At 36.2% G+C, this 22,114-nt stretch carries 19 protein-coding genes; 15 read left to right on the forward strand and 4 right to left on the reverse strand.

All coding sequences use genetic code 11. The annotated features are described in order from the left end of the window. The first annotated feature begins 288 nt into the window (after positions 1–288). Complete coding sequence (locus tag BUC11_RS08300) at positions 289–2,517, forward strand: TonB-dependent receptor family protein (RefSeq protein ID WP_073353230.1); 2,229 nt, start codon at positions 289–291, stop codon at positions 2,515–2,517. Positions 2,518–2,582: 65 nt separating this feature from the next. Beyond that, complete coding sequence (locus BUC11_RS08305) at positions 2,583–2,711, forward strand: FeoB-associated Cys-rich membrane protein (protein ID WP_072675702.1); 129 nt, start codon at positions 2,583–2,585, stop codon at positions 2,709–2,711. Here BUC11_RS08305 and BUC11_RS08310 read toward each other — a convergent pair. From BUC11_RS08310 to BUC11_RS08325, 4 genes are all read right to left on the reverse strand, one after another. After that, positions 2,708–3,130: a hypothetical protein gene (locus BUC11_RS08310; protein WP_073353232.1), complete on the reverse strand. Its 423-nt coding sequence runs from the start codon at positions 3,128–3,130 to the stop codon at positions 2,708–2,710. The genes BUC11_RS08305 and BUC11_RS08310 overlap by 4 nt on opposite strands. Before the next feature lie 61 nt (positions 3,131–3,191). Further along, entirely contained in the window at positions 3,192–4,010 is an 819-nt protein-coding gene (locus BUC11_RS08315) for a ZIP family metal transporter (RefSeq protein ID WP_073353233.1), read from the reverse strand. Positions 4,011–4,012: 2 nt separating this feature from the next. Further along, positions 4,013–4,660 (reverse strand): metal-dependent transcriptional regulator, encoded by a 648-nt coding sequence (locus BUC11_RS08320; RefSeq protein ID WP_073353235.1) that lies wholly within the window; start codon positions 4,658–4,660, stop codon positions 4,013–4,015. A gap of 165 nt (positions 4,661–4,825) precedes the next feature. Then, on the reverse strand, positions 4,826–5,209 hold the full coding sequence (locus tag BUC11_RS08325) for a Fur family transcriptional regulator (RefSeq protein WP_073353236.1): 384 nt from the start codon (positions 5,207–5,209) through the stop codon (positions 4,826–4,828). Between the two features lie 89 nt (positions 5,210–5,298). Here BUC11_RS08325 and BUC11_RS08330 point away from each other — a divergent pair, with 89 nt between their 5' ends. From BUC11_RS08330 to BUC11_RS08395, 13 genes are all read left to right on the forward strand, one after another. After that, the gene (locus BUC11_RS08330; protein ID WP_073353238.1) at positions 5,299–5,652 is read left to right on the forward strand and encodes a MerC domain-containing protein; all 354 of its coding nucleotides are present in this window, start codon (positions 5,299–5,301) and stop codon (positions 5,650–5,652) included. Continuing rightward, complete coding sequence (locus BUC11_RS08335) at positions 5,649–6,893, forward strand: GTP-binding protein (RefSeq protein ID WP_073353239.1); 1,245 nt, start codon at positions 5,649–5,651, stop codon at positions 6,891–6,893. Before BUC11_RS08330 ends, BUC11_RS08335 begins: the two co-directional genes overlap by 4 nt. A gap of 148 nt (positions 6,894–7,041) precedes the next feature. After that, positions 7,042–9,303, forward strand: coding sequence for a TonB-dependent receptor (locus BUC11_RS08340; RefSeq protein WP_073353241.1), 2,262 nt, complete (start codon positions 7,042–7,044; stop codon positions 9,301–9,303). A gap of 310 nt (positions 9,304–9,613) precedes the next feature. Continuing rightward, positions 9,614–10,129, forward strand: a complete 516-nt coding sequence (locus BUC11_RS08345) for a fasciclin domain-containing protein (protein ID WP_073353242.1) — start codon at positions 9,614–9,616, stop codon at positions 10,127–10,129. An 88-nt stretch (positions 10,130–10,217) separates the two neighbouring features. Next, positions 10,218–11,372, forward strand: coding sequence for a lycopene cyclase family protein (locus BUC11_RS08350; RefSeq protein ID WP_073353243.1), 1,155 nt, complete (start codon positions 10,218–10,220; stop codon positions 11,370–11,372). An 87-nt stretch (positions 11,373–11,459) separates the two neighbouring features. After that, positions 11,460–11,870 carry a BrxA/BrxB family bacilliredoxin gene (locus BUC11_RS08355; RefSeq protein WP_073353245.1) on the forward strand — a complete coding sequence of 137 codons (411 nt, stop codon included), beginning with the start codon at positions 11,460–11,462 and terminating at the stop codon, positions 11,868–11,870. A gap of 670 nt (positions 11,871–12,540) precedes the next feature. Further along, on the forward strand, positions 12,541–13,521 hold the full coding sequence (locus BUC11_RS08360; protein WP_084129571.1) for a phosphatidylserine decarboxylase: 981 nt from the start codon (positions 12,541–12,543) through the stop codon (positions 13,519–13,521). Positions 13,522–14,028: 507 nt separating this feature from the next. Then, positions 14,029–14,541 (forward strand): hypothetical protein, encoded by a 513-nt coding sequence (locus BUC11_RS08370; RefSeq protein WP_073353248.1) that lies wholly within the window; start codon positions 14,029–14,031, stop codon positions 14,539–14,541. A gap of 179 nt (positions 14,542–14,720) precedes the next feature. Further along, positions 14,721–15,512: a DUF6503 family protein gene (locus BUC11_RS08375; protein ID WP_073353249.1), complete on the forward strand. Its 792-nt coding sequence runs from the start codon at positions 14,721–14,723 to the stop codon at positions 15,510–15,512. A 980-nt stretch (positions 15,513–16,492) separates the two neighbouring features. Beyond that, complete coding sequence (gene trhO / locus BUC11_RS08380; protein ID WP_073353251.1) at positions 16,493–17,860, forward strand: oxygen-dependent tRNA uridine(34) hydroxylase TrhO; 1,368 nt, start codon at positions 16,493–16,495, stop codon at positions 17,858–17,860. 186 nt (positions 17,861–18,046) lie between these two features. Continuing rightward, positions 18,047–19,303, forward strand: a complete 1,257-nt coding sequence (locus BUC11_RS08385; protein ID WP_073353252.1) for a PSP1 domain-containing protein — start codon at positions 18,047–18,049, stop codon at positions 19,301–19,303. Further along, the gene (locus BUC11_RS08390; protein WP_073353254.1) at positions 19,287–19,766 is read left to right on the forward strand and encodes a gliding motility lipoprotein GldH; all 480 of its coding nucleotides are present in this window, start codon (positions 19,287–19,289) and stop codon (positions 19,764–19,766) included. The genes BUC11_RS08385 and BUC11_RS08390 overlap by 17 nt, the downstream gene beginning before the upstream one ends. Positions 19,767–19,775: 9 nt before the next feature. Further along, positions 19,776–22,085, forward strand: coding sequence for a penicillin-binding protein 1A (locus BUC11_RS08395; protein ID WP_073353255.1), 2,310 nt, complete (start codon positions 19,776–19,778; stop codon positions 22,083–22,085). Positions 22,086–22,114 lie beyond the last annotated feature (29 nt).

Consider the following 22,114-nt stretch of genomic DNA (forward strand, 5'->3'; position numbering starts at 1 on the left):
ACCTCGGAAAAGGCATCAATTTGATTCTCCAAATGAAGTATATTTACAATTATTAAACAATAATCAGGAATTCGCATTAATTAATTGAATCCACCTAGTATTAAAAGGAGTATAGCAAAAGTTTATACTCCTTTTTTTTTGGTTAATAAGTACACAATCAATATCATTCAAACGCAAATGATATTAAACTTCGTCGACAAAAGTTAAATATCGCATATATGTTATTTTTAATTTGTCTAAATAAGATTTGTGCCTTACTTTTGCACCGTAGAATCAATCTAAATAGAAATGAAAAATAATTTACTTGTAGCTTCTTTATTAGTTACATCCGTTATGTTTGCGCAAGAAAAAGAACTTTCAAAAACTCAAAAAGACAGTATTGAAAGTTTGAAAGAAGTTATCGTTACCACTGATGCTATTATAGGAAGTAAGTTCAAAGCTAAAAACAAAGCAGGCTCTACTTATTTTATTTCTCCAAAAGAATTAAAAACGTTCAACTACGATGACGTTTCCCGAATTCTAAGAACAGTGCCCGGAATAACGATTCAGGAAGAAGACGGTTTTGGATTGCGACCCAACATAGGTATGCGAGGAACTAGCCCTAATAGGAGCGAGAAAATCACTTTAATGGAAGATGGAATTCTTATTGCTCCAGCACCTTATGCTGCTCCAGCAGCGTATTATTTCCCAACTGTAAGCAGAATGCAATCCTTTGAGATATTAAAAGGGGGCAGCCAGATTCAATACGGCCCTTATACTACAGGTGGTGCTATTAATATGGTTTCAACCCAAATCCCAAACCGTTTTTCTGGACGTGTCATCGCCAGCATAGGAAGCTTTAACACTAAAAAGACCTACGTAAATATTGGAGATGAACATAAAAATTTTGGTTACGTATTAGAATACAACAATCGAAATTCAGATGGATTCAAAAAAATTGATAATAGTTCAAAAAGCACTGGTTTTCAAACAAATGATTACGTGGCAAAATTTAGAATTAATACGGATGCTGATGCTAAAGTATATCAGTCTTTGACCGCTAAAGTTCAATACAGTGAAGACTTGGCAAACGAAACCTACCTTGGTTTGACCGATGAAGATTATGCTAAAAATGCCTACAGAAGATATGTAGGTTCAAATGAAGATTTTATCGATACAGAACACCGTCAAATCATGCTGACGCACTTCATAAGACCTACTAAAAACTTTAGCATAACCACAAAAGCGTATCAAAACGAATTCGCAAGAAACTGGTATAAATTAGACGCTTTAAAACTAGGGTCATCAAAGGTGAGCATCAATAATATCCTGACCAATCCTGCAAAATACAATGCGGAATATCAAGCCGTAACTGGAGCTGACAATACCATTGACAACGCCTTGTTAGTGAAGGCAAACAACCGTAAGTATGAAGCTAAAGGGATTCAAACCGTTGGGAACTACACTTTTGAAACTGGAAAAGCAAAACATGATATTGATTTTGGTATTCGCTACCATGAGGATTACGAAGATCGTTTTCAATGGGTAGATGGGTACGCCATCCAAAACGGAGTAATGAACAGAACTAGTACCGGAACTCCAGGAACTGATGCAAATAGAATTACAAAGGCAGAAGCTATTGCAGCACATGTACTTTATAATTTGAACATTGATCGATTTACTTTTACTCCAGGAATTCGTTATGAAGATATCAAATTAAATTCACTGAATTTTGGTACAAATGACATTAATAGAGTTGGGACTACCTTGGCAAAAGCCAATAACAACATCAATGTATGGATTCCAGGAATGGGAATTTTGTACAAAATAAATGATGATTACAACTTATTTACTAGTGTTCACAAAGGTTTTTCGCCACCTGGTGTATCTGCAGGAGAAGATGCCGAAAACAGTTTAAATACAGAATTGGGTTTCCGTTTCCACAAGAATGCATTAAAAGGAGAGATCATAGGATACTATAATAATTTTTCAAATCTGCAAGGATCTGATTCGATGTCAGGAGGAGGCGCTGGAACTGGTGATTTATTTAATGCGGGTGCAGCAATTGTAAAAGGAATTGAATTACTAGCAACCTATAATATTATAGACAACCTAGAAAAAGGATTTAAATTACCAGTGACTGTTTCCTACACTTTAACGGATACAGAGTTGAAAAACAATTTCAACAGCACAATTTGGGGAAATGTAGAAAGTGGAGATGAAATCCCATACATTGCTAAAAATCAATTGGCTATCACAACAGCATTTGAAACGGAGAAATTTAATTTTGCCCTTAGCGGAAAATACGTAGATGCTTTCAGAACAGAAGCTGGTACTGGAACTATTCCAGCAAATAACAGAGTGGCTTCGAATTTCATTATAGATTTCTCGGCAAAATATAATCTTAACGAGCACATTAGCTTAATGGGAAATATAATCAATTTGTTAGATAAGGAATATGCAGTTTCTAGAGTTCCTGCGGGCTTAAGACCAGGGCAACCTTTTGGAATCAACTTTGGAATTATGGCACAATTGTAAAAAATTGTCATTAGTTTAACTCAAAAAAGCAACCGGTATCGGTTGCTTTTTCTTATTTTTACATTATGGATATTCAAGAAATTTTAGCCTTTGCCGCACTAGCCGTCGCACTCGCTTTTCTAATTAAAAAATTCTTTTTCAAAAAGAAAAAGTCGGACAAAAATTGTGGAAGTGGCGATTGTGGTTGCAGTTAATCCTGTTTATAATAGCCAATTTTTAGGCAATAGTCATTGGAATCAATTTTCTTTCCTTCTTTTGGATACGGCAACACCTGCATGGTTTTTATCTTCTTCTGCTTTCTTGGTAAGTACTTAGCAAACCACTCTTTATTTTCTTTTTCATTTTTCATTGCGAATAGCAACGTTGCATCTTCAATTAATTTTGAATCTTTATACACCGAAACGACAGCGGTTACTTCTCCGGCCCAAATGCAAGTTACGCCTTCAGGACAGCGGGAATCAGCAACAATCGATTTTAAAACTAATTGAAAACCCTTTAGATTGGAACATACTTTTTGATCTATAGTTACATATTTTATCTTTTGATCTTTTGGGCTTTGCGCCAAAGCAAAAGTACCGATGAGGATAAAAAAGAATAGTATTGACTTTTTCATAGGCTGTTTTTGAAATATAAAACTACGCTTTCTTTTCCTGAGAATCTCAAAAAAAAGATTCCTAGCCTAAAGCCACATCCAACACCATCATCACAATGAACCCGCCAACGAATCCAAGCGTGGCAATATCTGTGTTTTTATCTTGTTGTGTTTCTGGTATTACTTCTTCAACTACTACAAAAATCATGGCTCCTGCAGCAAAAGCTAAAGCGTAGGGTAAAATTGGCGTAAAAAAAGTGACTGCAAAAGCCCCTAACACCGCCGCAACTGGTTCTACCAATGCGGAAGATTGTCCGTACATAAAGCTTTTCCACCTACTCATTCCCATGCGTCGCAACGGCATAGCAACTGCAATCCCTTCGGGAAAATTCTGAATTCCTATTCCAATCGCTAAAGTGACGGCTCCTGCGATAGAAGCTTCAGGAATTCCAGCAGCGACACCTCCAAAAAGAACTCCAACAGCCAAACCTTCTGGAATATTGTGTAGTGTAATAGCCGAAACCAATAATGTGGTGCGTTGCCAAGGAGATTTAACACCTTCTGAAACTTTAAAATTGATATGAAGGTGCGGCAATACTTTGTCTATTCCAAAAATGAACAGCGCACCAAGGAAAAATCCAAAAGCTGCGGGAATAACTTTTTCAAAACCTTCACCGCCAGTCATTTCAATGGCTGGAGCCAATAAACTCCAGAAACTTGCGGCAACCATTACGCCTCCGGTAAAACCGAGCATTCCATCGAGAACGGTTCTATTCATGGTTTTAAACATAAAAACAAAAGAAGCCCCTAAAGCGGTAAGAAACCAAGTGAATAAACTCGCATACAAAGCGGCTAAAATTGGGTCGATACTCGTGAAATAATCAACTATTGATTGATACATAATTACTTGATATATAAATTACTGGCTATTTTATGTGAAATCGTTATCTCTTTGGTTTCCACCCGAATTCTAAAAGAGGAATCAAAACTTTCCTTTTCTATAATTTCAATTTGGGAACCCAAAGCGATTTCTTGCTTGTCTAAATATTTTAGAAAATCAGAAGAAGTGTCTTTGACTCCCACACAAATTCCTACTCGGTTTTTCTCCATTTCCGAAAGTAGCTGTTTTTCTATTTTTATGATTCTTCCACTAGCATCGGGAATAGCATCTCCATGAGGATCCTCCGTAGGATTTCCCAAAAAATCATCTAATTTATTGATTAGTTTTTCTGATTTAATATGCTCCAGTTGTTCCGCAAGATCGTGTACTTCATCCCATGAAAAATCTAGTTTTTCGACTAAAAAAGTTTCCCAAAGACGGTGCTTTCTAACAATCATTTTGGCTGCTAGTTGTCCTTTTTCGGTAAGAGATACCCCTTGGTATTTTATGTAGTTAACCAACTCTTTTTCGGCAAGTTTCTTAAGCATATCGGTGACAGATGATGCTTTTGTTTCCATTTTTTCAGCAATGGCGTTGGTGCTAATATCAGCATCCGACACTGCCATAAGGTGGTATATGGTCTTGAGATAATTTTCTTCTGAAAAGGTCATAGTATTATTTTGGATATTTTCCCTACATCTTATAACGATGTAGAAATAGAATGTGTTGCTAAAATTATTTAACAATTAAAATTGCAACATAACTTCAGCGACAAATATAAACAAAAAAGAACACCAAAAATATTTTTTTAGTCTAGTCTAAAACAATTTTACTTTCTATAAACAGTTCGGGCACAAACCAGAAAGCGTAAAATTGACTTCATTAACTTGATAATTGGGTGGTAAATCAAAAGTAGGCTCAACATGCTCTAAGCACGTTACTAAGTGACATTTCTCACAACTAAAATGAATGTGATTGTGGGTATGTTTTATTTCATTATGAGCGTGATGGCAACTCGCATATTTTATAGTTCCGTCTAAATTTACAATTTTATGAATTATATCTTCTCTTACTAAACGATCTAAAACCCTGTAAATAGTAACACGATCACAAATAGTATGGCTTAAAGTCTGAATTTCAGTATGCGACAAAGCGACTGCTGAATTTTTTATAATTTCTAAAATAGTGGTTTTAGCAGTGGTATTTCGAGTGGCTTTCATCTTTGCTTAAATTATTAACGCAACATTGTTGCATTATAAAATATATTTATATATTTGCAACACAATTGCATTAAGCAAATATACGAGAAATGAAGAAAACAACATCGTTTAACATGGATATTTTAGGGATTTCAACTGCCAGTTTGTGCCTAGTTCATTGTTTACTTTTCCCTTTACTGACTATACTGCCTATAGGATTGATTCACAATCCCTACATCGATTTACTATTTGTTCTTATAGGGCTTTGGGCTGTCATACGGATTATCAAAACGGCTAAATTAGGTGTTATTATGTTGCTTTTAGTTTCTATAACACTGATCCTTTTGGGCGTAGTGATCGAAATCTTTTTGGACTACCACACTAGTTTAATTCTGCTGGGAGGTATCGGGATGATAATGGGTCATCTTATGAATTATAAAAATCATAAAAAAAAGCACTTATGAAAAAATTACCAGTAACTGTATTATCTGGTTTCCTTGGAGCGGGAAAAACCACTTTACTCAATCACATTCTTCACAATAAAGAAGGCTTGAAAGTAGCTGTAATTGTCAATGATATGAGCGAAGTAAATATTGATGCCAATTTAGTAAAAGCTGAAAACACCTTGTCACGTACCGAAGAACGGTTGGTTGAAATGAGTAACGGCTGTATTTGTTGTACGCTGCGCGAAGATTTGATGCTTGAGGTTGAAAAATTAGCCAAAGAAAATCGCTTTGATTATCTGTTAATTGAGAGCTCAGGCATAAGTGAACCTATTCCCGTGGCACAAACATTTTCGTTTGTTAATGAAGAGGAAAATATTGATTTGTCTCAATTTAGCTACATCGATACTATGGTGACTGTAGTAGATGCGTTCAACTTCTTCAAAGACTTTGGTTCAGCACAAACCTTACAAGATAGAAAAGCATCCGATATTGAAAATGATAATCGGACCATTGTTAACCTGCTCGTAGATCAAATTGAATTTGCCAATGTTATTATTTTAAATAAAACCGACTTAGTTACTGCAAACGAATTAACATTATTAAAAGCCTCAATCACAAAACTGAATCCTGTGGCTAAAATAATCACTTCAATTCTTGGAAAAGTACCGGCAAGTGAGCTACTAAATACGCATTTATTCAACTACGAAGAAGCGGAATCTTCTGCGGGTTGGATGCGGGAATTGGAAGGAATTCATACGCCTGAAACCGAAGAATATGGAATTTCATCTTTTGTTTTCAGAGACGAGCGCCCGTTTCATCCACAACGTTTTTGGCACTACCTCACCGTCAATTTTCCGCAGAACATTATTAGAAGCAAAGGTCTTTGCTGGATTGCTTCTAGACCCGAACAAGCAATTAACTGGAGTCAAGCCGGCGGATCCATGAAAGCTGAAGGTGCCGGCGTATGGTGGGCAAGTATGCCTCTTGGTGAACGGATGACTTTCAATAATTTTGTCGAATACCAAGACATTATTGAGGAACGATGGACCGCTAATTTTGGTGACCGACTGAACGAAATCGTATTTATAGGCATGGCATTAAATGAAACAGAAGTTCGAAGCCAACTCGATAATTGCCTGTGCACAGCCGATGAAATTATGGATTTACAAGATGGATTTTTCTCAAGCAAAGATGATTTTCCTATTCCAAGAGCAGCCGTTACCAATGCCGTAACGGCTCAATTAAATGAATTAAATTAGTTATAAATCCCGATTGTTTTGGTTAATTATTGGGTGCTTAAACGGTTCATCTTCAAGGTGAGCCGTTTTTATTTTATGGATAAATTGCTACTATTTTAAAAATGTCAAATATATTTTTTAGATTTGTCTAAAATTTAATTTAAATTGAATGAAAAAAATACATTTATTGTTGCTTTTTTTGACTTTAAACTTTGGCTACAGCCAAGAAAAAGGGAGTATTTCAGGCTTTGTTTCTTCTAACGAAAGTAAAATTAAAGCGGCACGACTTCTTTTAATCAAAACTGATTATACTGCACAAACGGATAGTTTAGGACATTATAGCATAGAAAATATTGTTGAGGGAAAATATAAACTTACCATTTCGGCTGAAGATTACCTATCTCAGAGTATAACCATCATCATTAAAAAAAATGAGAATCTAACTATTGACATTGAACTTTCAACGGTTCAAAATCAACTCAATGAAGTGGTAATTTCAGGAACGCTAAAACCTGTAAAACGTTTGGAAAACCCCGTTCCTGTTGAGATCATAACGGCAACGTTTTTAAAACAAAATCCAACCAGTACTGTTTTTGATGCATTGCAAAATGTAAATGGTTTACGACCACAAAACAATTGTAATGTTTGCAATACCGGCGACATACGCATCAATGGATTAGATGGCCCGTACACCATGGTTACCATTGATGGCATGCCCATAGTCAGCGCCCTTGGGACAGTATATGGGTTGTCAGGAATACCCACTTCGATGATCGATAGAATTGAAGTGGTCAAGGGCGCGGCTTCTACTTTATACGGCAGCGAAGCAGTGGGAGGACTAATCAACATCATAACTAAAAGACCCCAAGCTGTTCCTGTTTTTACAGCTGATATTTTCTCCACTTCGTGGCTAGAGACCAACATTGATTTGGGTTATCGAACTACCATCGGCAAAAAGACCGACGCCCTGATTGGGGTAAATTATTTTACCTATAACAACCCTATTGATAACAACAACGATAATTTTACAGATTTATCGCTACAAAACCGAGTTTCTATTTTCAGTAAATTGAACTTCAATAGAGAATCAAAAAAAGAATTTAGTTTGGTTTCAAGGTATTTGTATGAAGATCGATGGGGCGGCGAAATGCAGTGGAACAAAAGTTTTAGAGGCGGAAGTGCCGTTTATGGTGAAAGTATTTATACTTCCCGTTATGAAGTTTTGGGCAAATATGAACTTCCCATTAAAGAAAAAATGTATTTGCAATTTTCATTAATTGGTCACGACCAAAACTCTGTTTACGGTAATTCCACTTTTCTGGCCAGTCAAAAAATCGCTTTTGGACAACTGCTTTGGGATAAAAACTGGAACAAGCATTCGGTACTTTTGGGTACAGCATTTCGATATCAATATTATAATGATAACACGGCAGCAACTATAAACGCTGATCATTCTAAAATTTATAGTGCTTTTTTACAAGACGAAATTAAATTCAGTGACAAAACAAGTGCACTACTTGGTTTGCGCTATGATTATAATGCGGCTCATGGCTCTATCGTAACGCCTCGTTTCGCTTTTAAATACAAGCCATCCACAACTGATATTTTGCGGCTTAATTTTGGAACTGGATTTAGAGTTGTTAATCTTTTTACTGAAGATCATCAAGCCTTATCAGGAGCAAGAACCGTTATTTTACTAACAGACCTAAAGCCTGAAACCTCCTATAATTTAAATTTGAATTATTTAAAAAAATACAATCTTACCAACGCCGGGGTAATTAACTTAGAACTCTCTTCTTGGTACACGTATTTTACAAACAAGATTTTTGCGAATTATGATATAAATCCTAATCAGATTATTTATGACAATTTAAATGGTTATTCTAGAATTTTCGGACTCAGTTCTAATGTGGATTGGATTACGCCATTTGGACTAAAAGCAACCGTTGGCGTAAGTTATTATGATCCAATAACGAAGCAAAACAAACAGAAGTTCGTACCCTTATTCACGGAAAAATTTTCAATCAATTGGGCTATTAATTATGAAATTCCTTCTTGGTTTTTAGCTATTGATTACACGGGAAATACCACAGGATCGATGCGCTTACCACTTCTTGGTGCTCTGGACCCAAGACGTGAAAAGTCTCTGCCATTTAGTATTCAAAACATTCAATTTACATTCAAAAAAATTCATAATTTAGAAATTTATAGTGGTGTTAAAAACCTATTGAATTGGACGCCCAATCGTGGCAATCCTTTTATAATTGCCAGAGCAAATGATCCCTTTGACAAAAATGTGCAGTTCGACAACACTGGAAATGTTGTACCCACTGCTGACAACCCTTATGCCTTGACATTTGACCCAACCTACGCCTACGGTCCCAATCAAGGCAGGCGAATGTTCCTTGGACTGCGGTATCATATTGATTAGATAATATCGTTTCCTAAATTAATTTAGCGCTGAGAAGCTTGTGTTTTACTTTTACCTCCATCAAATTGAAAACCATTTTCGAGTAATTATCTATCAAAACCGTTTTGTTTCATTATATTTTGTTTTCATAAAACGATACCATAAAATTTAAAATTTGGCAAGGAGTCGAAATTACTTGCTGTAACCTTATAAATCACTAGTTTTCAATATATAATTTTAAACTATTGAGAGTAAACGGAAGTTAAACTTATACAAACTTTCATTAGTACGTTTTAGAAACTCCGTAATTTTATTGAAAACAACTGTCACTATGAAAACAAAGAAAATTATTTCGTCAGCAATTCTAGCATTTGCACTTTTTACTGGTATTAGCTCTTTTGCACAAAACGTTGTAGAAGTAGCCGTAGGTTCTGAAAACCATACGACATTAATAGCGGCTGTGAAAGCAGCAGGCTTAGTCGACACTTTAACAGAAGCAGGACCATTTACTGTTTTTGCACCTACAAACGCTGCTTTTGACAAATTACCTAAAGGCACAGTCGCAAGTTTATTAGAACCAGCAAACTTAAAAACACTACAAGGCATTCTAACCTACCACGTTGTTGCTGGTAAAATCGATAGCAAAGCAGTTGTTGCAGCTATTAAAGCAGGAAAAGGTAAAGCTGTTTTGACGACCGTTCAGGGTGGAACATTAACAGCATCTTTAAAGGGTGAAAATGTAATGGTTACGCATGAAAAAGGTGGAGTTGCAACAATTACCGCTGTAGATTTAGATGCGTCAAATGGTATAGTTCATGTAATTGACACTGTTTTAATGCACAAATAATATTTACTTATTTTACGATTGATCAATAAACCACGCTTTGGCGTGGTTTATTCTTTTAATACTGCCTCTAAAAAATTATATTTGCAAAGTGAAACAGTATGATTATATTTTTACAGGCGCAGGACTATCGGCTTTGATGACCGTATATAAAATGGTGCAATCCGGTTCATTTGCCGGTAGCAGTATTTTGATATTGGACGAAAACACCAAAAAAACGAATGATAGAACCTGGTGCTTTTGGAAAACGCAGGACTCCGCTTGGGAACCATCGATTTCTAAAAAATGGGATTTAGCTTTGTTTGCCAATGAAAATTTTCGCCGCGATTTACACTTGAAACCGTATCAATACAATATGGCAAAAGGGCTCGATTTTTACAACCAAGTATTTGACTTGCTTTCAAAACAAGACAACATTACTTTCCTTCATCAGAAGGTATTGGCCATTGAAGAATCAGAGACCATTGTTCTAGTACAAACTGAAAAAGATAGTTTTTCGTGTTCCAAATTATTCAATAGCATTTACAACTACCAAAAAGCTGTAAGTCAGACAAAATATCCTTTGCTTCAGCAGCATTTTATTGGCTGGTTTATAAAAAGCGAGCAGCCCGTTTTTAATCCAGAGCAAGCTACTTTCATGGATTTTTCGGTGGAGCAAAAAGGGAATACCCGTTTTATGTACGTATTGCCAACATCTAAAACAGAAGCGTTATTAGAATACACCTTGTTTTCTCACCAGCATTTAAAAAAGGAAGAATACGAAAACGAGATCCAGCACTACATCGAAAAACTGGGTATCACAAATTATGAAATCTTAGAGAAAGAACAGGGTAGCATTCCTATGACGTGTTTCCCTTTTTGGAAGGCGAATACAAAAAACGTACTGAATATAGGAACTTCTGGCGGATGGACCAAAGCAAGTACGGGCTATACTTTTAAAAATTCTGATAAAAAATCAACTGAACTCGTGGCCTTTTTACAAAGAGAAACTGACTTTAGAAAATTTCATAAAAGAAGTAAATTCTGGTTTTATGATCTCCTATTATTGGATATTTTAGACCGAAAAAATGAATTGGGTTCTCACATCTTTTCTTCTATGTTCAAAAAAGGCAATCCCAGCTTAATTTTTAAGTTTTTAGATGAAGAAACCTCTTTGATAGAAGACATAAAAGTGATTTTGAAATGTCCCAAAACACTATTTATCAAAGCAATTTTTCATGTCGTTTTCAAATCAATCAAACTATAACAAAACTTTATAATTCATCTCTAAATCTTGAAGGTAAACTTTGTAACTTTGCAACTCAAAATAGTATTTATTTAAAATAAAAAAGATATGTATCCAGAAGAAATGGTAAAACCAATGCAAGCGGAACTAACGACTGCCGGTTTTCAAGATTTACATAGTGCTGAGGCAGTAGAAAATGCAATGAAATTAGAAGGAACAACCCTTGTGGTAGTGAATTCGGTTTGTGGTTGTGCTGCAAGAAATGCACGTCCAGGAGCAAAAATGAGTTTAGAAGGTGGTAAAAAACCAGATCATTTAATCACGGTTTTTGCAGGAGTTGACAAAGATGCTGTTGATGCAGCCAGACAACACATGTTCCCTTTTCCTCCATCATCGCCCGCTATGGCTTTGTTCAAAAACGGAGAATTAGTCCACATGCTAGAGCGTCACCACATTGAAGGTCGCCCAGCAGAACTAATTGCTGAAAACTTAAAAGATGCTTTCAACGAGTACTGCTAATTCATTAAAGAGTCAAACTAAAACCACGTTCATTCGTGGTTTTTTTATTTGGAGCTGTTTCCTGCTTTCCGTTGCAATCTTTTTTCCCGCTAAAGAAGCGGATAAAAAAGGATTTTCACTACAATCAGGGCTAGAAATGGTCTGGATTTAAATTACAATCCTTAATAATTCCTGCAATCCCTTGCTATAACTCCGTTTTACTAATCAACTTACCAAATAACAATTAGTGTCAAAAAGAAGTCTCTATTTGGTGGTATCTATACTTTATGCGCCACTTCGAACCGTATAATTATGAAAATTCTTTTTGTTATTACCCTATTTTTCCTTGGAATTGATGTAATAAACGACCAAAAGTCTATTTCACTTGAAACAAACGGAAACTGAGTAGCTCCTAAACCTGATACAGTTTGTATGTGATTTTTTGAGAAAAGGTTAAGGTTCTCCCGCAAGACTTAGCCACAAAAAAACAAATAATTTTAAAAAGCACACTTCCATATCTAGATACTAAATAAAACACTGTTCAATCTTTACGGGCGTCAATTAAAAATCCGCGTTATCTTTGCGGTAAGCAACTGGATAAAATATATCCAGCCCGCGGAAGAAAGAAAGCGAAACGATGGCAGAAAAGTTTTGACTGCCAAACGACCAGAAATAAAAAAGAAAGTCAAGCATGAAAATTACAAAAACTAAAAAAAGCTGGGGTATCATTCTGTTATTATTGGTAATCATTGCATTATTTGCTATTTATCCAGTGCCGCCACAAGCTCCCATCCAGTATTATGATAGGGAAACTGGGGTATTAAATACAGAAAAAGTGGCTGCCGAAAAATGGCTGGTTTGGTTGTATAATAATCCGGTTGGCGAAGCAACATTGTGGGCATTGGTGAAAAGAAAGTTGGTTTCTTCTCTTTACGGTACTATGATGGATCGTCCTTCATCGACTAAAAAAATACAACCCTTTATTGCCGAATTTGATATTGACAGGAGGTCCTTCCAGAAACAAGAGTTCCACTCTTTCAACGATTTCTTTACCCGGAAACTAAAAAATAATGCCAGACCAGTAGATAGTACGGCAACTAGTACAGTCTCACCGGCTGATGGAAAAATATTGGTCTATACCGATATCAGCAATAGTGATTTTATCATCAAAGGGTACCGCTTCGACATTTTATCGTTTTTAAATAATGCTAAACTTGCTAAAAAATACATTGATGGTGCCTTGGTGATTATCCGGCTCGCCCCTGCTGATTACCATCGTTTTCATTTTCCCATTAGCGGAAACGTATCATCAAACACTCGGATTGAGGGTGAATATTATTCAGTTAACCCACTTGCTTTGCGCAAAATGACTGAAATATTCTGTTTAAACAAAAGGGAATATACAATCGTTACCAACCCTTTGTTTGGAGATGTTGTCATAGCCGAAGTAGGCGCGACCATGGTAGGAAGCATAGTCCAGACTCATAAAGGAGATTTTGTAAATAAAGGGGACGAGAAAGGATATTTCAAATTCGGGGGATCCACGGTAGTGCTGCTGTTTGAAAAAAATAAAATTAATATCGATGCCGATCTATTGCTTAATACTTTAAAAGGACATGAAACTTCCGTCAAAGTAGGAGAAAAAATTGGTGTTTCGATGATTAGACACTAATTTCCAGATTTGGGTTGTAATGGGCACCCACTGCGCGAATAGTGGCAAAACGGTAGCGAATAAATTTTTTCGTTGCTTTCACTAGTTCTCCACAAAAAAAGGTTTTAAAAAGTATTATTTTATATTTTAGAACTGCCCGCTTTGAGGACTAACTTTCTTTTTTTGCCACAGAATTAAGAGATTTTCACGAATTTATCCAGTAATTCTAATTCCCCTTTTCTTTAATCTATGCAATCTCTGGCAAAAAATAGTATTGGACCTACTTACGGATAGTCATATTATAGTCAGACATCACTTAAATAATTAGCAGTCGCTCCGGGCGCTGATTAAAAATCCATACTCTCTTTGGAGTGAGCAATTAGAACGAAAAAATCCAAGCCGTCGTGTATTAAAATCGGTATCTTTACTTTTGTATGAAGTAACCAAAGATAGCAACTTCCTTTTATCGCGACGATTCTAAAAACGACTAGGAGTGACAAACCGCTTTTGAAAATTAAAAAAACTAGCATGGACAAATACTTACGGCAATTAATTACAATAGAGTTTGACGACAAAAAAGAAATTTTTAGTGGCTTTCTAATTGATTGGACTGAAGATTGGATCTTACTTAAAAATAACCCTGTCGATTTTATAATTGATGGTTATACCATATTGAAAAACAAAAATGTAAAGGCTATTATCCAAGATAAGGATCACGAATTTACCGAACGAGTAATTAAACTAAAAGGTTTAAAAACAAGCGCTTCCGAAATAATTCCGCTTAAAGACGTATTTTCCATTCTCTATTTTGTAGCAAGCAAATATGAGATTTTTCAAATTGCAACGAAGTCTGAAAAAGCACTATATCTTGGTAAACTCATAGAAATGAATGAGGAAGAGGTCGTAATAGACTTTTTAGGAACCGAAGGAAAATTTGAAGGCGAAATGAGTTTTAAGCCCAGCAAAATAAGAGTCATAGAATTTGATACCGATTATATCAATTCTTTGAAACTAATTGTTGAAGAAGAAAAGAAAAAGTAAAGACCAAATCTCCTCGCTAAACAGACAGTCCCAAGAATCAGAATACGTAACTGCAACCAGCGAAAAATTCATTTCTAAGTCATTTTATTAAGATCAGAAAAGAATAATGGTTAAGTTAAAATTTTTATAAAAAGAGCACTTGTTTCAACGTTCGTTACTAAATATGATACTTTTAAAAAATGAAAAAAAATCTAATATTGCTTTGCGTTTTGGCGACACTTTTATTCTCCTGTAACAAGAAAAAGGAAAGTAATGGAGCAACCGTCAACAACGACACCCTTGCAACCGAAAAAAAATTCTCAAAAGCAGATTCTATAATTAATAAAGCCATTGAAGCACACGGCGGAAAATTATATACTACTGCCAACTACTCCTTTATTTTTAGAGGTAAAGAGTACCGTTTTAAGAATAATGGAGCTTCCTATATATATTCTTCTGAAATTCAAAAGGGAGATTCTCTTATCAAAGACCTACTGACTCCAGAAAAGTTTGAACGTTCTATAAATAGCAAGTTACAATCTTTATCCAAAGAAGATTCTGCGAAGTATTCAGAGGCAATAAATTCGGTTATTTATTTTGCCACACTTCCCTACAAACTTCAAGATGCTTCCGTAAATAAAAAATTCATTGAAGAAATCACAATCAAAGGACAGCAATACGATGCAATAGGTGTAACTTTTGGTCAAGACGGTGGCGGCAAAGATTTTGATGATGAGTATCACTACTGGATCAATACAACCACGCATAAAATGGATTACTTGGCCTATAATTACCGCGTGAATGATGGTGGTGTGCGCTTTAGAGTGGCCTTTAACACCCGCGTAATTGACGGTATAACTTTTCAGGATTACATTAATTATGAAGCCCCTTTGAAAACTCCTTTGAAAGACTTACCAAAATTATACGAACAAGGAAAACTAAAAGAAGTATCTCAAATACTGACGGAGAATGTGGTCAATAATCACAAGTAAGCAACTGGATTGCAAAATCTACGACCTTTAAAAATTTAAACCATAAGCGGGCGAATCTCTGTAAGATTCCTAACTCTTTTGCATCGCATTAGCATGAGTATTCTGCTTGTGAACACTTACTATTGCATCAATTTTTTTACCCCAATCTATCATTCAGAAAAAGGAAGGGTCTCCACATCTGCTCCGCAAAGTTTCCAACTTTGAGGTGGCGTCAAAAGGTCTCCTGACCTTTCTGAAAACTCTCATGCCAGCTGATGTTACTCACCATACAGAGATTCTTCGTTCCTCAGAATCACAAAATAAACACAGACCACCACATCTGCTCCGTAAAGTTTCCAACTTTGAGGTGGCGTTAAAAGGTCTCCTGACCTTTCTGAAAACTCTCATGCCAGCTGATGCTACTCACCATACAGAGATTCTTTTTTCCTCAGAATGACAAAATAAACACAGACCACCACATCTGCTCCGCAAAGTTTCCAACTTTGAGGTGGCGTTAAAAGGTCTCCTGACCTTTCTGAAAACTCTCATGCCAGCAGATGTTGCTCACCATATAGAGATTCTTCGTTCCTCAGAATGACAAAATAAACACAGACCACCACATCTGCTCCGCAAAGTTTCCAACTTTGAGGTGGCGCTAAAAGGTCTCCTGACCTTTCTGAAAACTCTCATGCCAGCAGATGTTGCTCACCATATAGCGATTCTTCGTTCCTCAGAATGACAAAATAACCACAAAATATTCCTTTAATACCAACTCCCCTAGCCCAGATTGAAGCGGCATACTCTTGTTGAAGCGCTAGCGAAAACAAGAGATAAAGCGAAAAGCTGGAAGTAGCTCCAAGAAAAATAAATCACTAAGACATTAAGAAAAATTAAGTGTCTATTATTCATGGCGAACCTTAGTTCCTATAATACTTTGCTCCTCTGAACCTTTTTACCTACTTTTGCAAAAAATATATTTCTCAACTTAAACTGTTTATAGCATGCAACTGTACAACACCTTAAGCGCAGAAGAAAGAGCCATCATGATTGATGATGCCGGAAAACAACGTCTTACGTTGTCTTTCTATGCTTATGCGCAAATTTCAAATCCAACACAATTTCGTAACGAATTATTCCTAGCGTGGAACTCTCTTGAAGTTCTAGGGCGAATTTATGTAGCCCCTGAGGGAATTAACGCCCAACTATCGCTTCCTGCAGATAATTTCTACGCGTTTAAAGACACTATCGAAGTGTATGATTTCATGAAAGGAATCCGTTTGAATATTGCCGTAGAACAAGACGACCACTCTTTTTTGAAACTGACGGTAAAAGTGCGAGACAAAATTGTTGCTGATGGTTTGGTTGATGAAACTTTTGATGTGACGAATATTGGAATTCACCTTAAAGCAAAAGAATTCAACGACTTGCTAGAAGATCCCAATACCATTGTGGTGGATATGCGCAATCATTATGAAAGTGAAATTGGACATTTTACCAAAGCTATAAAACCAGATGTGGATACTTTTCGTGAAAGTTTACCCATCATCGAAGAACAACTTTCTGAACACAAGCAAGATAAAAAACTATTGATGTATTGCACCGGAGGAATCCGTTGTGAAAAAGCTAGTGCTTATTTCAAGCACAAAGGTTTTGAAAACGTGTACCAACTGGAAGGCGGGATTATAGAATACACACGCCAAGTAAAAGCCGAAGGTTTAGAAAGCAAATTCATTGGTAAAAACTTTGTTTTTGATCACCGCTTAGGCGAAAGAATTACAAATGATATTGTTTCGCAATGCCATCAATGTGGCGAAGCTTGTGATGTGCATACGAATTGCGTGAACGAAGGCTGCCATTTGCTTTTCATTCAATGCGATTCCTGTAAAGAGAAAATGGAAGGCTGCTGTTCTGCAGAATGTGTGCGTGTCATTCACTTGCCGGAAGAGGAACAAAAAGCCATCAGACGTGGTATTAAAAACGGGAATAAGATTTTCAAAAAAGGAAAATCAGACGTTTTGACTTTTAAAAACAACGAAGAAACGCATGGTATTTTTGTGGCTGAAAAACCATCCCGAAGCGTTGGGACTACCATTAAAAAAGAAGTAAAAGTTAAAAAACAATATATTGGAAAAGGGACGCATTTTTTTCCAAAACCAAGTATTGGTCAATTTCTAATTGAAGAAAACGAAATCAAAATTGGCGACACCATTTTGATAAAAGGAACTACAACCGGCGAACAAAAACTAGTAATTAGCGAAATGCTAGTAAATGATTTAGCGCAAGAAAATGCAATTGCTGGAGATACATGTACGTTTAAATTACCATTTAGAATTCGATTATCTGATAAATTATATAAGATTTTAGACTAAAAAAACCACTTTAAATCACTTCAAATTAACCCATTACAAATCAAATTGTAATGGGTTTTTTTATAAAAACTTTATGATTTATTGGCTCAGATAGGCGTTGTTCCGTAAAATTAAAAAATACTATCTTTACAAATTAAACGTTTTAAGAACTTAAGTTGTGCTCGTCGCAACACTACATATAAGATTATGGCATGTACAAGTTGTTCAACTTCTGATGGTGGCGCACCAAAGGGTTGTAAAAATAATGGGACTTGCGGCACCGATAGCTGCAATAAATTAACGGTTTTTGATTGGCTTTCTAATATGAGTTTACCTAATGGCGAAGCTCCTTTTGACTGTGTTGAAGTTCGCTTTAAAAACGGCAGAAAAGAGTTTTATCGCAATACCGAGAAGCTGACTTTAAGCATGGGAGACATTGTAGCTACAGTTGCCTCACCTGGTCACGACATAGGAATTGTTACTCTCACAGGTGAATTAGTAAAAATTCAAATGAAGAAAAAAGGAGTAAATCATTTGAGTAATGAAGTTCCAAAAATCTATAGAAAAGCATCTCAAAAAGACATTGACATTTGGTCTACTGCTCGCGATAAAGAAGAGCCAATGAAAGTTAGAGCGCGGGAATTAGCCATTGCGCAAAAACTAGAAATGAAAATTTCGGATATCGAATTTCAAGGGGATGGATCAAAAGCTACTTTTTATTATACAGCAAATGACCGAATTGATTTTCGTGCTTTAATTAAAGATTTTGCAAAGGAATTCAGCACCAGAATTGAGATGAAACAAGTAGGTTTCCGTCAGGAAGCAGCTCGTTTAGGCGGAATAGGCTCTTGCGGTAGAGAATTATGCTGTTCTACTTGGTTAACGGATTTTAGAAGTGTAAATACTTCGGCAGCACGTTACCAACAACTCTCTTTGAACCCGCAAAAACTGGCTGGACAGTGTGGGAAATTAAAATGTTGTTTAAACTATGAGCTAGACACTTACATGGATGCGTTGAAAGATTTTCCAGATTTTGAAACCAAATTGGTCACGGAAAAAGGAGATGCCATTTGCCAAAAGCAAGACATATTCAAAGGATTAATGTGGTTTGCTTACACCAATAATTTTGCCAATTGGCACGTCTTGAAAATTGACCAAGTCAAAGAAATTGTTGCAGAAAATAAGCTAAAAAACAAAGTTTCTTCATTAGAAGATTTTGCAATAGAAATTCTTGTAGAGCCAGAGAAAAACTTCAATAATGCCATGGGACAAGAAAGCCTAACACGTTTTGACCAACCTAAAGCAAAAAAGAAACCAAATAAAAAACGCAAACCCGCTGGCGAAAATACTATTGTAGCTAATAACAACAAACCGGCAAACAATAACCGTCAGACTCCCAATGACAAAAAGCCCACGGAGCCAAGAAAACCAATAATTATTACTAAAAATGTGGATAAAAAATAGCGCTTTACTTCTTTTGCTCGTAATCCTCTTTTCTTCCTGTGATAAAAAAAGAGTTTTTGATCAATATAAGTCTGTTGGAACTACTTGGCACAAAGACAGTATTGTAACCTTCAATTTGCCTGAACTGGACTCGACAAAGCGATATGATTTATTTGTCAATTTAAGAGCAAACAATGATTATCAATACAATAATTTGTTTTTAATTGTGGCTTTGGAATTACCAAATGGTTATACTAAAGTGGACACACTAGAGTACCAAATGGCCGATCCGCAAGGAACATTATTAGGAGAAGGATTTTCAGATATTAAAGAAAGTAAACTTTTTTACAAAGAAAATGTTAGGTTCCGCTCCAATTACAAGGTTCACATCAAGCAAGCGGTTAGAGAAAACGGGAAAGTTCCTGGCGTAAAAGCGCTAGATGGAATTACCGAGGTTGGTTTTAGAATAGAAAAAAAAGAATAAAATAGTATTATGGCTATCAAAAAAAATAATAACCCAGCAAGAGGTAATGGAAAAGACATTACACACTATCAAAAGAAATTTTGGAAAATATTCTTTATAGGCTTAGGAAGCGTCGGTTTGTTTTTCTTATTTGCTTCTTGGGGAATCTTTGGCTCCATGCCTTCCTTTGAAGATTTAGAAAATCCCGATTCCAATTTAGCAACTGAAGTTATTTCCGCTGACGGAGTCGTGATTGGTAAATATTTCGAAAAAAACAGGTCGCAGCTAAAGTATTCAGACTTGCCAAAAAACTTAGTACAAGCATTAATTGCTACGGAGGATGCTCGTTTTTACGAACATTCTGGCATTGATGGAAGAGGTACTTTAAGAGCCATTTCGAGTTTAGGAACTAGCGGTGGTGCGAGTACATTGACACAGCAATTAGCCAAACAATTATTCCACGGAGAAGGGTCAAAGTTTTTACCTTTTAGAATCGTGCAAAAGATTAAAGAATGGATCATTGCTATCCGATTAGAAAGACAATATACTAAAAATGAAATTATTGCCATGTATTGTAATGTCTATGATTTTGGAAATAATTCGGTTGGAGTAAGTTCCGCAGCAAAAACTTATTTTTCAAAAGAACCAAAAGACCTTACAATAAGTGAGTCGGCTATATTGGTAGGAATGTTTAAAAACTCAGGTTTATACAATCCGATACGAAATCCAGAAGGAGTGAAAAACCGCAGAAATGTCGTGCTTTTACAAATGGAAAAAGGAAAAATAATTTCGAATGAGGAAAAAGAACGACTACAAAGTTTACCTATCAAATTAAACTTCAAATTAGAAACACATAAAGACGGAACGGCAACCTATTTTAGAGAATACCTTCGTGATTACATGAAAAAATGGGCAGAGGAGAATAAAAAATCAGATGGCTCAGATTATGATATCTACAAAGATGGTTTGAAAATCTACACCACTATAGATTCTAGGATGCAGTTACATGCCGAAGAAGCCGTTACAGCACACATGGCGAACCTTCAGGAGGAGTTTTTCAAGCAATCTAAAGGCAACAAAAATGCTCCTTTTGTGAATATTTCTGCGGTAGAAACACAACGAATTTTAAATCAAGCGATGAAATCATCTAATCGCTGGGCGGTTATGAAATCAATGGATAAAAGCGAGGAAGATATTGTAAAATCGTTTAGCGAAAAAACAAAAATGACTGTTTTTTCCTGGAAAGGAGAGAAAGATACCATAATGACACCCTTAGATTCTATACGCTATTACAAGCACTTTTTACAGTCTGGATTAATGGCCATGGAACCACAAACGGGAAATGTAAAAGCATGGGTAGGCGGAATTAATTATAAATATTTCCAATACGATCACGTAGGACAAGGAGCAAGACAAGTAGGCTCTACATTCAAACCATTTGTATACGCAACGGCCATCGAGCAACTCAATATGTCCCCTTGTGACTCGATTATTGATGGCCCGTTTATGATTCGCAAAGGACGTCATCACGTCACCGAAGATTGGGAACCAAAAAATTCAGATAACAGGTACCGCGGAATGGTCACCTTGAAGAGAGGTTTAGCCAACTCTATTAACACTATATCTGCCAAATTGATGGATAAGGTAGGCCCAGAGGCGGTGGTTGATCTAGCGCATAAATTGGGGGTAAAATCTGAAATTCCTTTGCAACCATCCATCGCTTTAGGAGCAGTAGAAATAACGGTTGAAGACATGGTTGCTGCTTACAGCACCTTCGCTAATCAAGGGGTTTACATGAAACCGCAATTCATATCTAAAATTGAAGATAAAAGTGGTGTAATCATCTACGAACCAATCCCTGAGTCGCATGATGTTTTAAATAAAGATATTGCTTATGCAGTTGTCAAATTGCTTGAAGGTGTAACCGAGGGTGGATCGGGAGATCGTTTGCGAACTACTGGTGGCGGAAGCGGAGACAACCGCTGGACTGGTTATCCATACCAATTTAAGAACCCTATTGCAGGAAAAACAGGTACTACACAAAATCAATCCGATGGTTGGTTTATGGGAATGGTTCCTAATCTTGTCACGGGAGTTTGGGTAGGATGCGAGGATCGTTCCGCTCGTTTTAAAAGCATTACTTACGGTCAGGGAGCTACAGCAGCACTACCGGTTTGGGGTTATTTTATGAAATTATGTTATGCTGATCCCGCTCTTAAAGTTTCTAAAGGAAACTTTGAAAGACCAGCAAATCTCTCTATAAAAGTAGACTGCTACGTTCCTAAAAAAGTAATAGATACAACTGCTGTAGAGCAGAACACTGATGAATTTGAATTATAAACTCCCATTTCTCGTAGTCAAAACAAGGA

Source organism: Flavobacterium xanthum (assembly GCF_900142695.1).
GTDB classification, from domain to species: Bacteria; Bacteroidota; Bacteroidia; order Flavobacteriales; family Flavobacteriaceae; genus Flavobacterium; species Flavobacterium xanthum.

Bases quoted from the DNA above. Each gene is read 5' to 3' on its own strand.
- BUC11_RS08390 (WP_073353254.1), top strand. From the start codon at position 19,287: ATGTGGATAAAAAATAGCGCTTTACTTCTTTTGCTCGTAATCCTCTTT.
- trhO (WP_073353251.1), top strand. From the start codon at position 16,493: ATGCAACTGTACAACACCTTAAGCGCAGAAGAAAGAGCCATCATGATT.
- BUC11_RS08385 (WP_073353252.1), top strand. From the start codon at position 18,047: ATGGCATGTACAAGTTGTTCAACTTCTGATGGTGGCGCACCAAAGGGT.
- BUC11_RS08320 (WP_073353235.1), bottom strand. From the start codon at position 4,660: ATGACCTTTTCAGAAGAAAATTATCTCAAGACCATATACCACCTTATG.
- BUC11_RS08305 (WP_072675702.1), top strand. From the start codon at position 2,583: ATGGATATTCAAGAAATTTTAGCCTTTGCCGCACTAGCCGTCGCACTC.
- BUC11_RS08375 (WP_073353249.1), top strand. From the start codon at position 14,721: ATGAAAAAAAATCTAATATTGCTTTGCGTTTTGGCGACACTTTTATTC.
- BUC11_RS08315 (WP_073353233.1), bottom strand. From the start codon at position 4,010: ATGTATCAATCAATAGTTGATTATTTCACGAGTATCGACCCAATTTTA.
- BUC11_RS08330 (WP_073353238.1), top strand. From the start codon at position 5,299: ATGAAGAAAACAACATCGTTTAACATGGATATTTTAGGGATTTCAACT.
- BUC11_RS08395 (WP_073353255.1), top strand. From the start codon at position 19,776: ATGGCTATCAAAAAAAATAATAACCCAGCAAGAGGTAATGGAAAAGAC.
- BUC11_RS08340 (WP_073353241.1), top strand. From the start codon at position 7,042: ATGAAAAAAATACATTTATTGTTGCTTTTTTTGACTTTAAACTTTGGC.
- BUC11_RS08335 (WP_073353239.1), top strand. From the start codon at position 5,649: ATGAAAAAATTACCAGTAACTGTATTATCTGGTTTCCTTGGAGCGGGA.
- BUC11_RS08370 (WP_073353248.1), top strand. From the start codon at position 14,029: ATGGACAAATACTTACGGCAATTAATTACAATAGAGTTTGACGACAAA.
- BUC11_RS08345 (WP_073353242.1), top strand. From the start codon at position 9,614: ATGAAAACAAAGAAAATTATTTCGTCAGCAATTCTAGCATTTGCACTT.
- BUC11_RS08360 (WP_084129571.1), top strand. From the start codon at position 12,541: ATGAAAATTACAAAAACTAAAAAAAGCTGGGGTATCATTCTGTTATTA.
- BUC11_RS08325 (WP_073353236.1), bottom strand. From the start codon at position 5,209: ATGAAAGCCACTCGAAATACCACTGCTAAAACCACTATTTTAGAAATT.
- BUC11_RS08310 (WP_073353232.1), bottom strand. From the start codon at position 3,130: ATGAAAAAGTCAATACTATTCTTTTTTATCCTCATCGGTACTTTTGCT.
- BUC11_RS08355 (WP_073353245.1), top strand. From the start codon at position 11,460: ATGTATCCAGAAGAAATGGTAAAACCAATGCAAGCGGAACTAACGACT.
- BUC11_RS08300 (WP_073353230.1), top strand. From the start codon at position 289: ATGAAAAATAATTTACTTGTAGCTTCTTTATTAGTTACATCCGTTATG.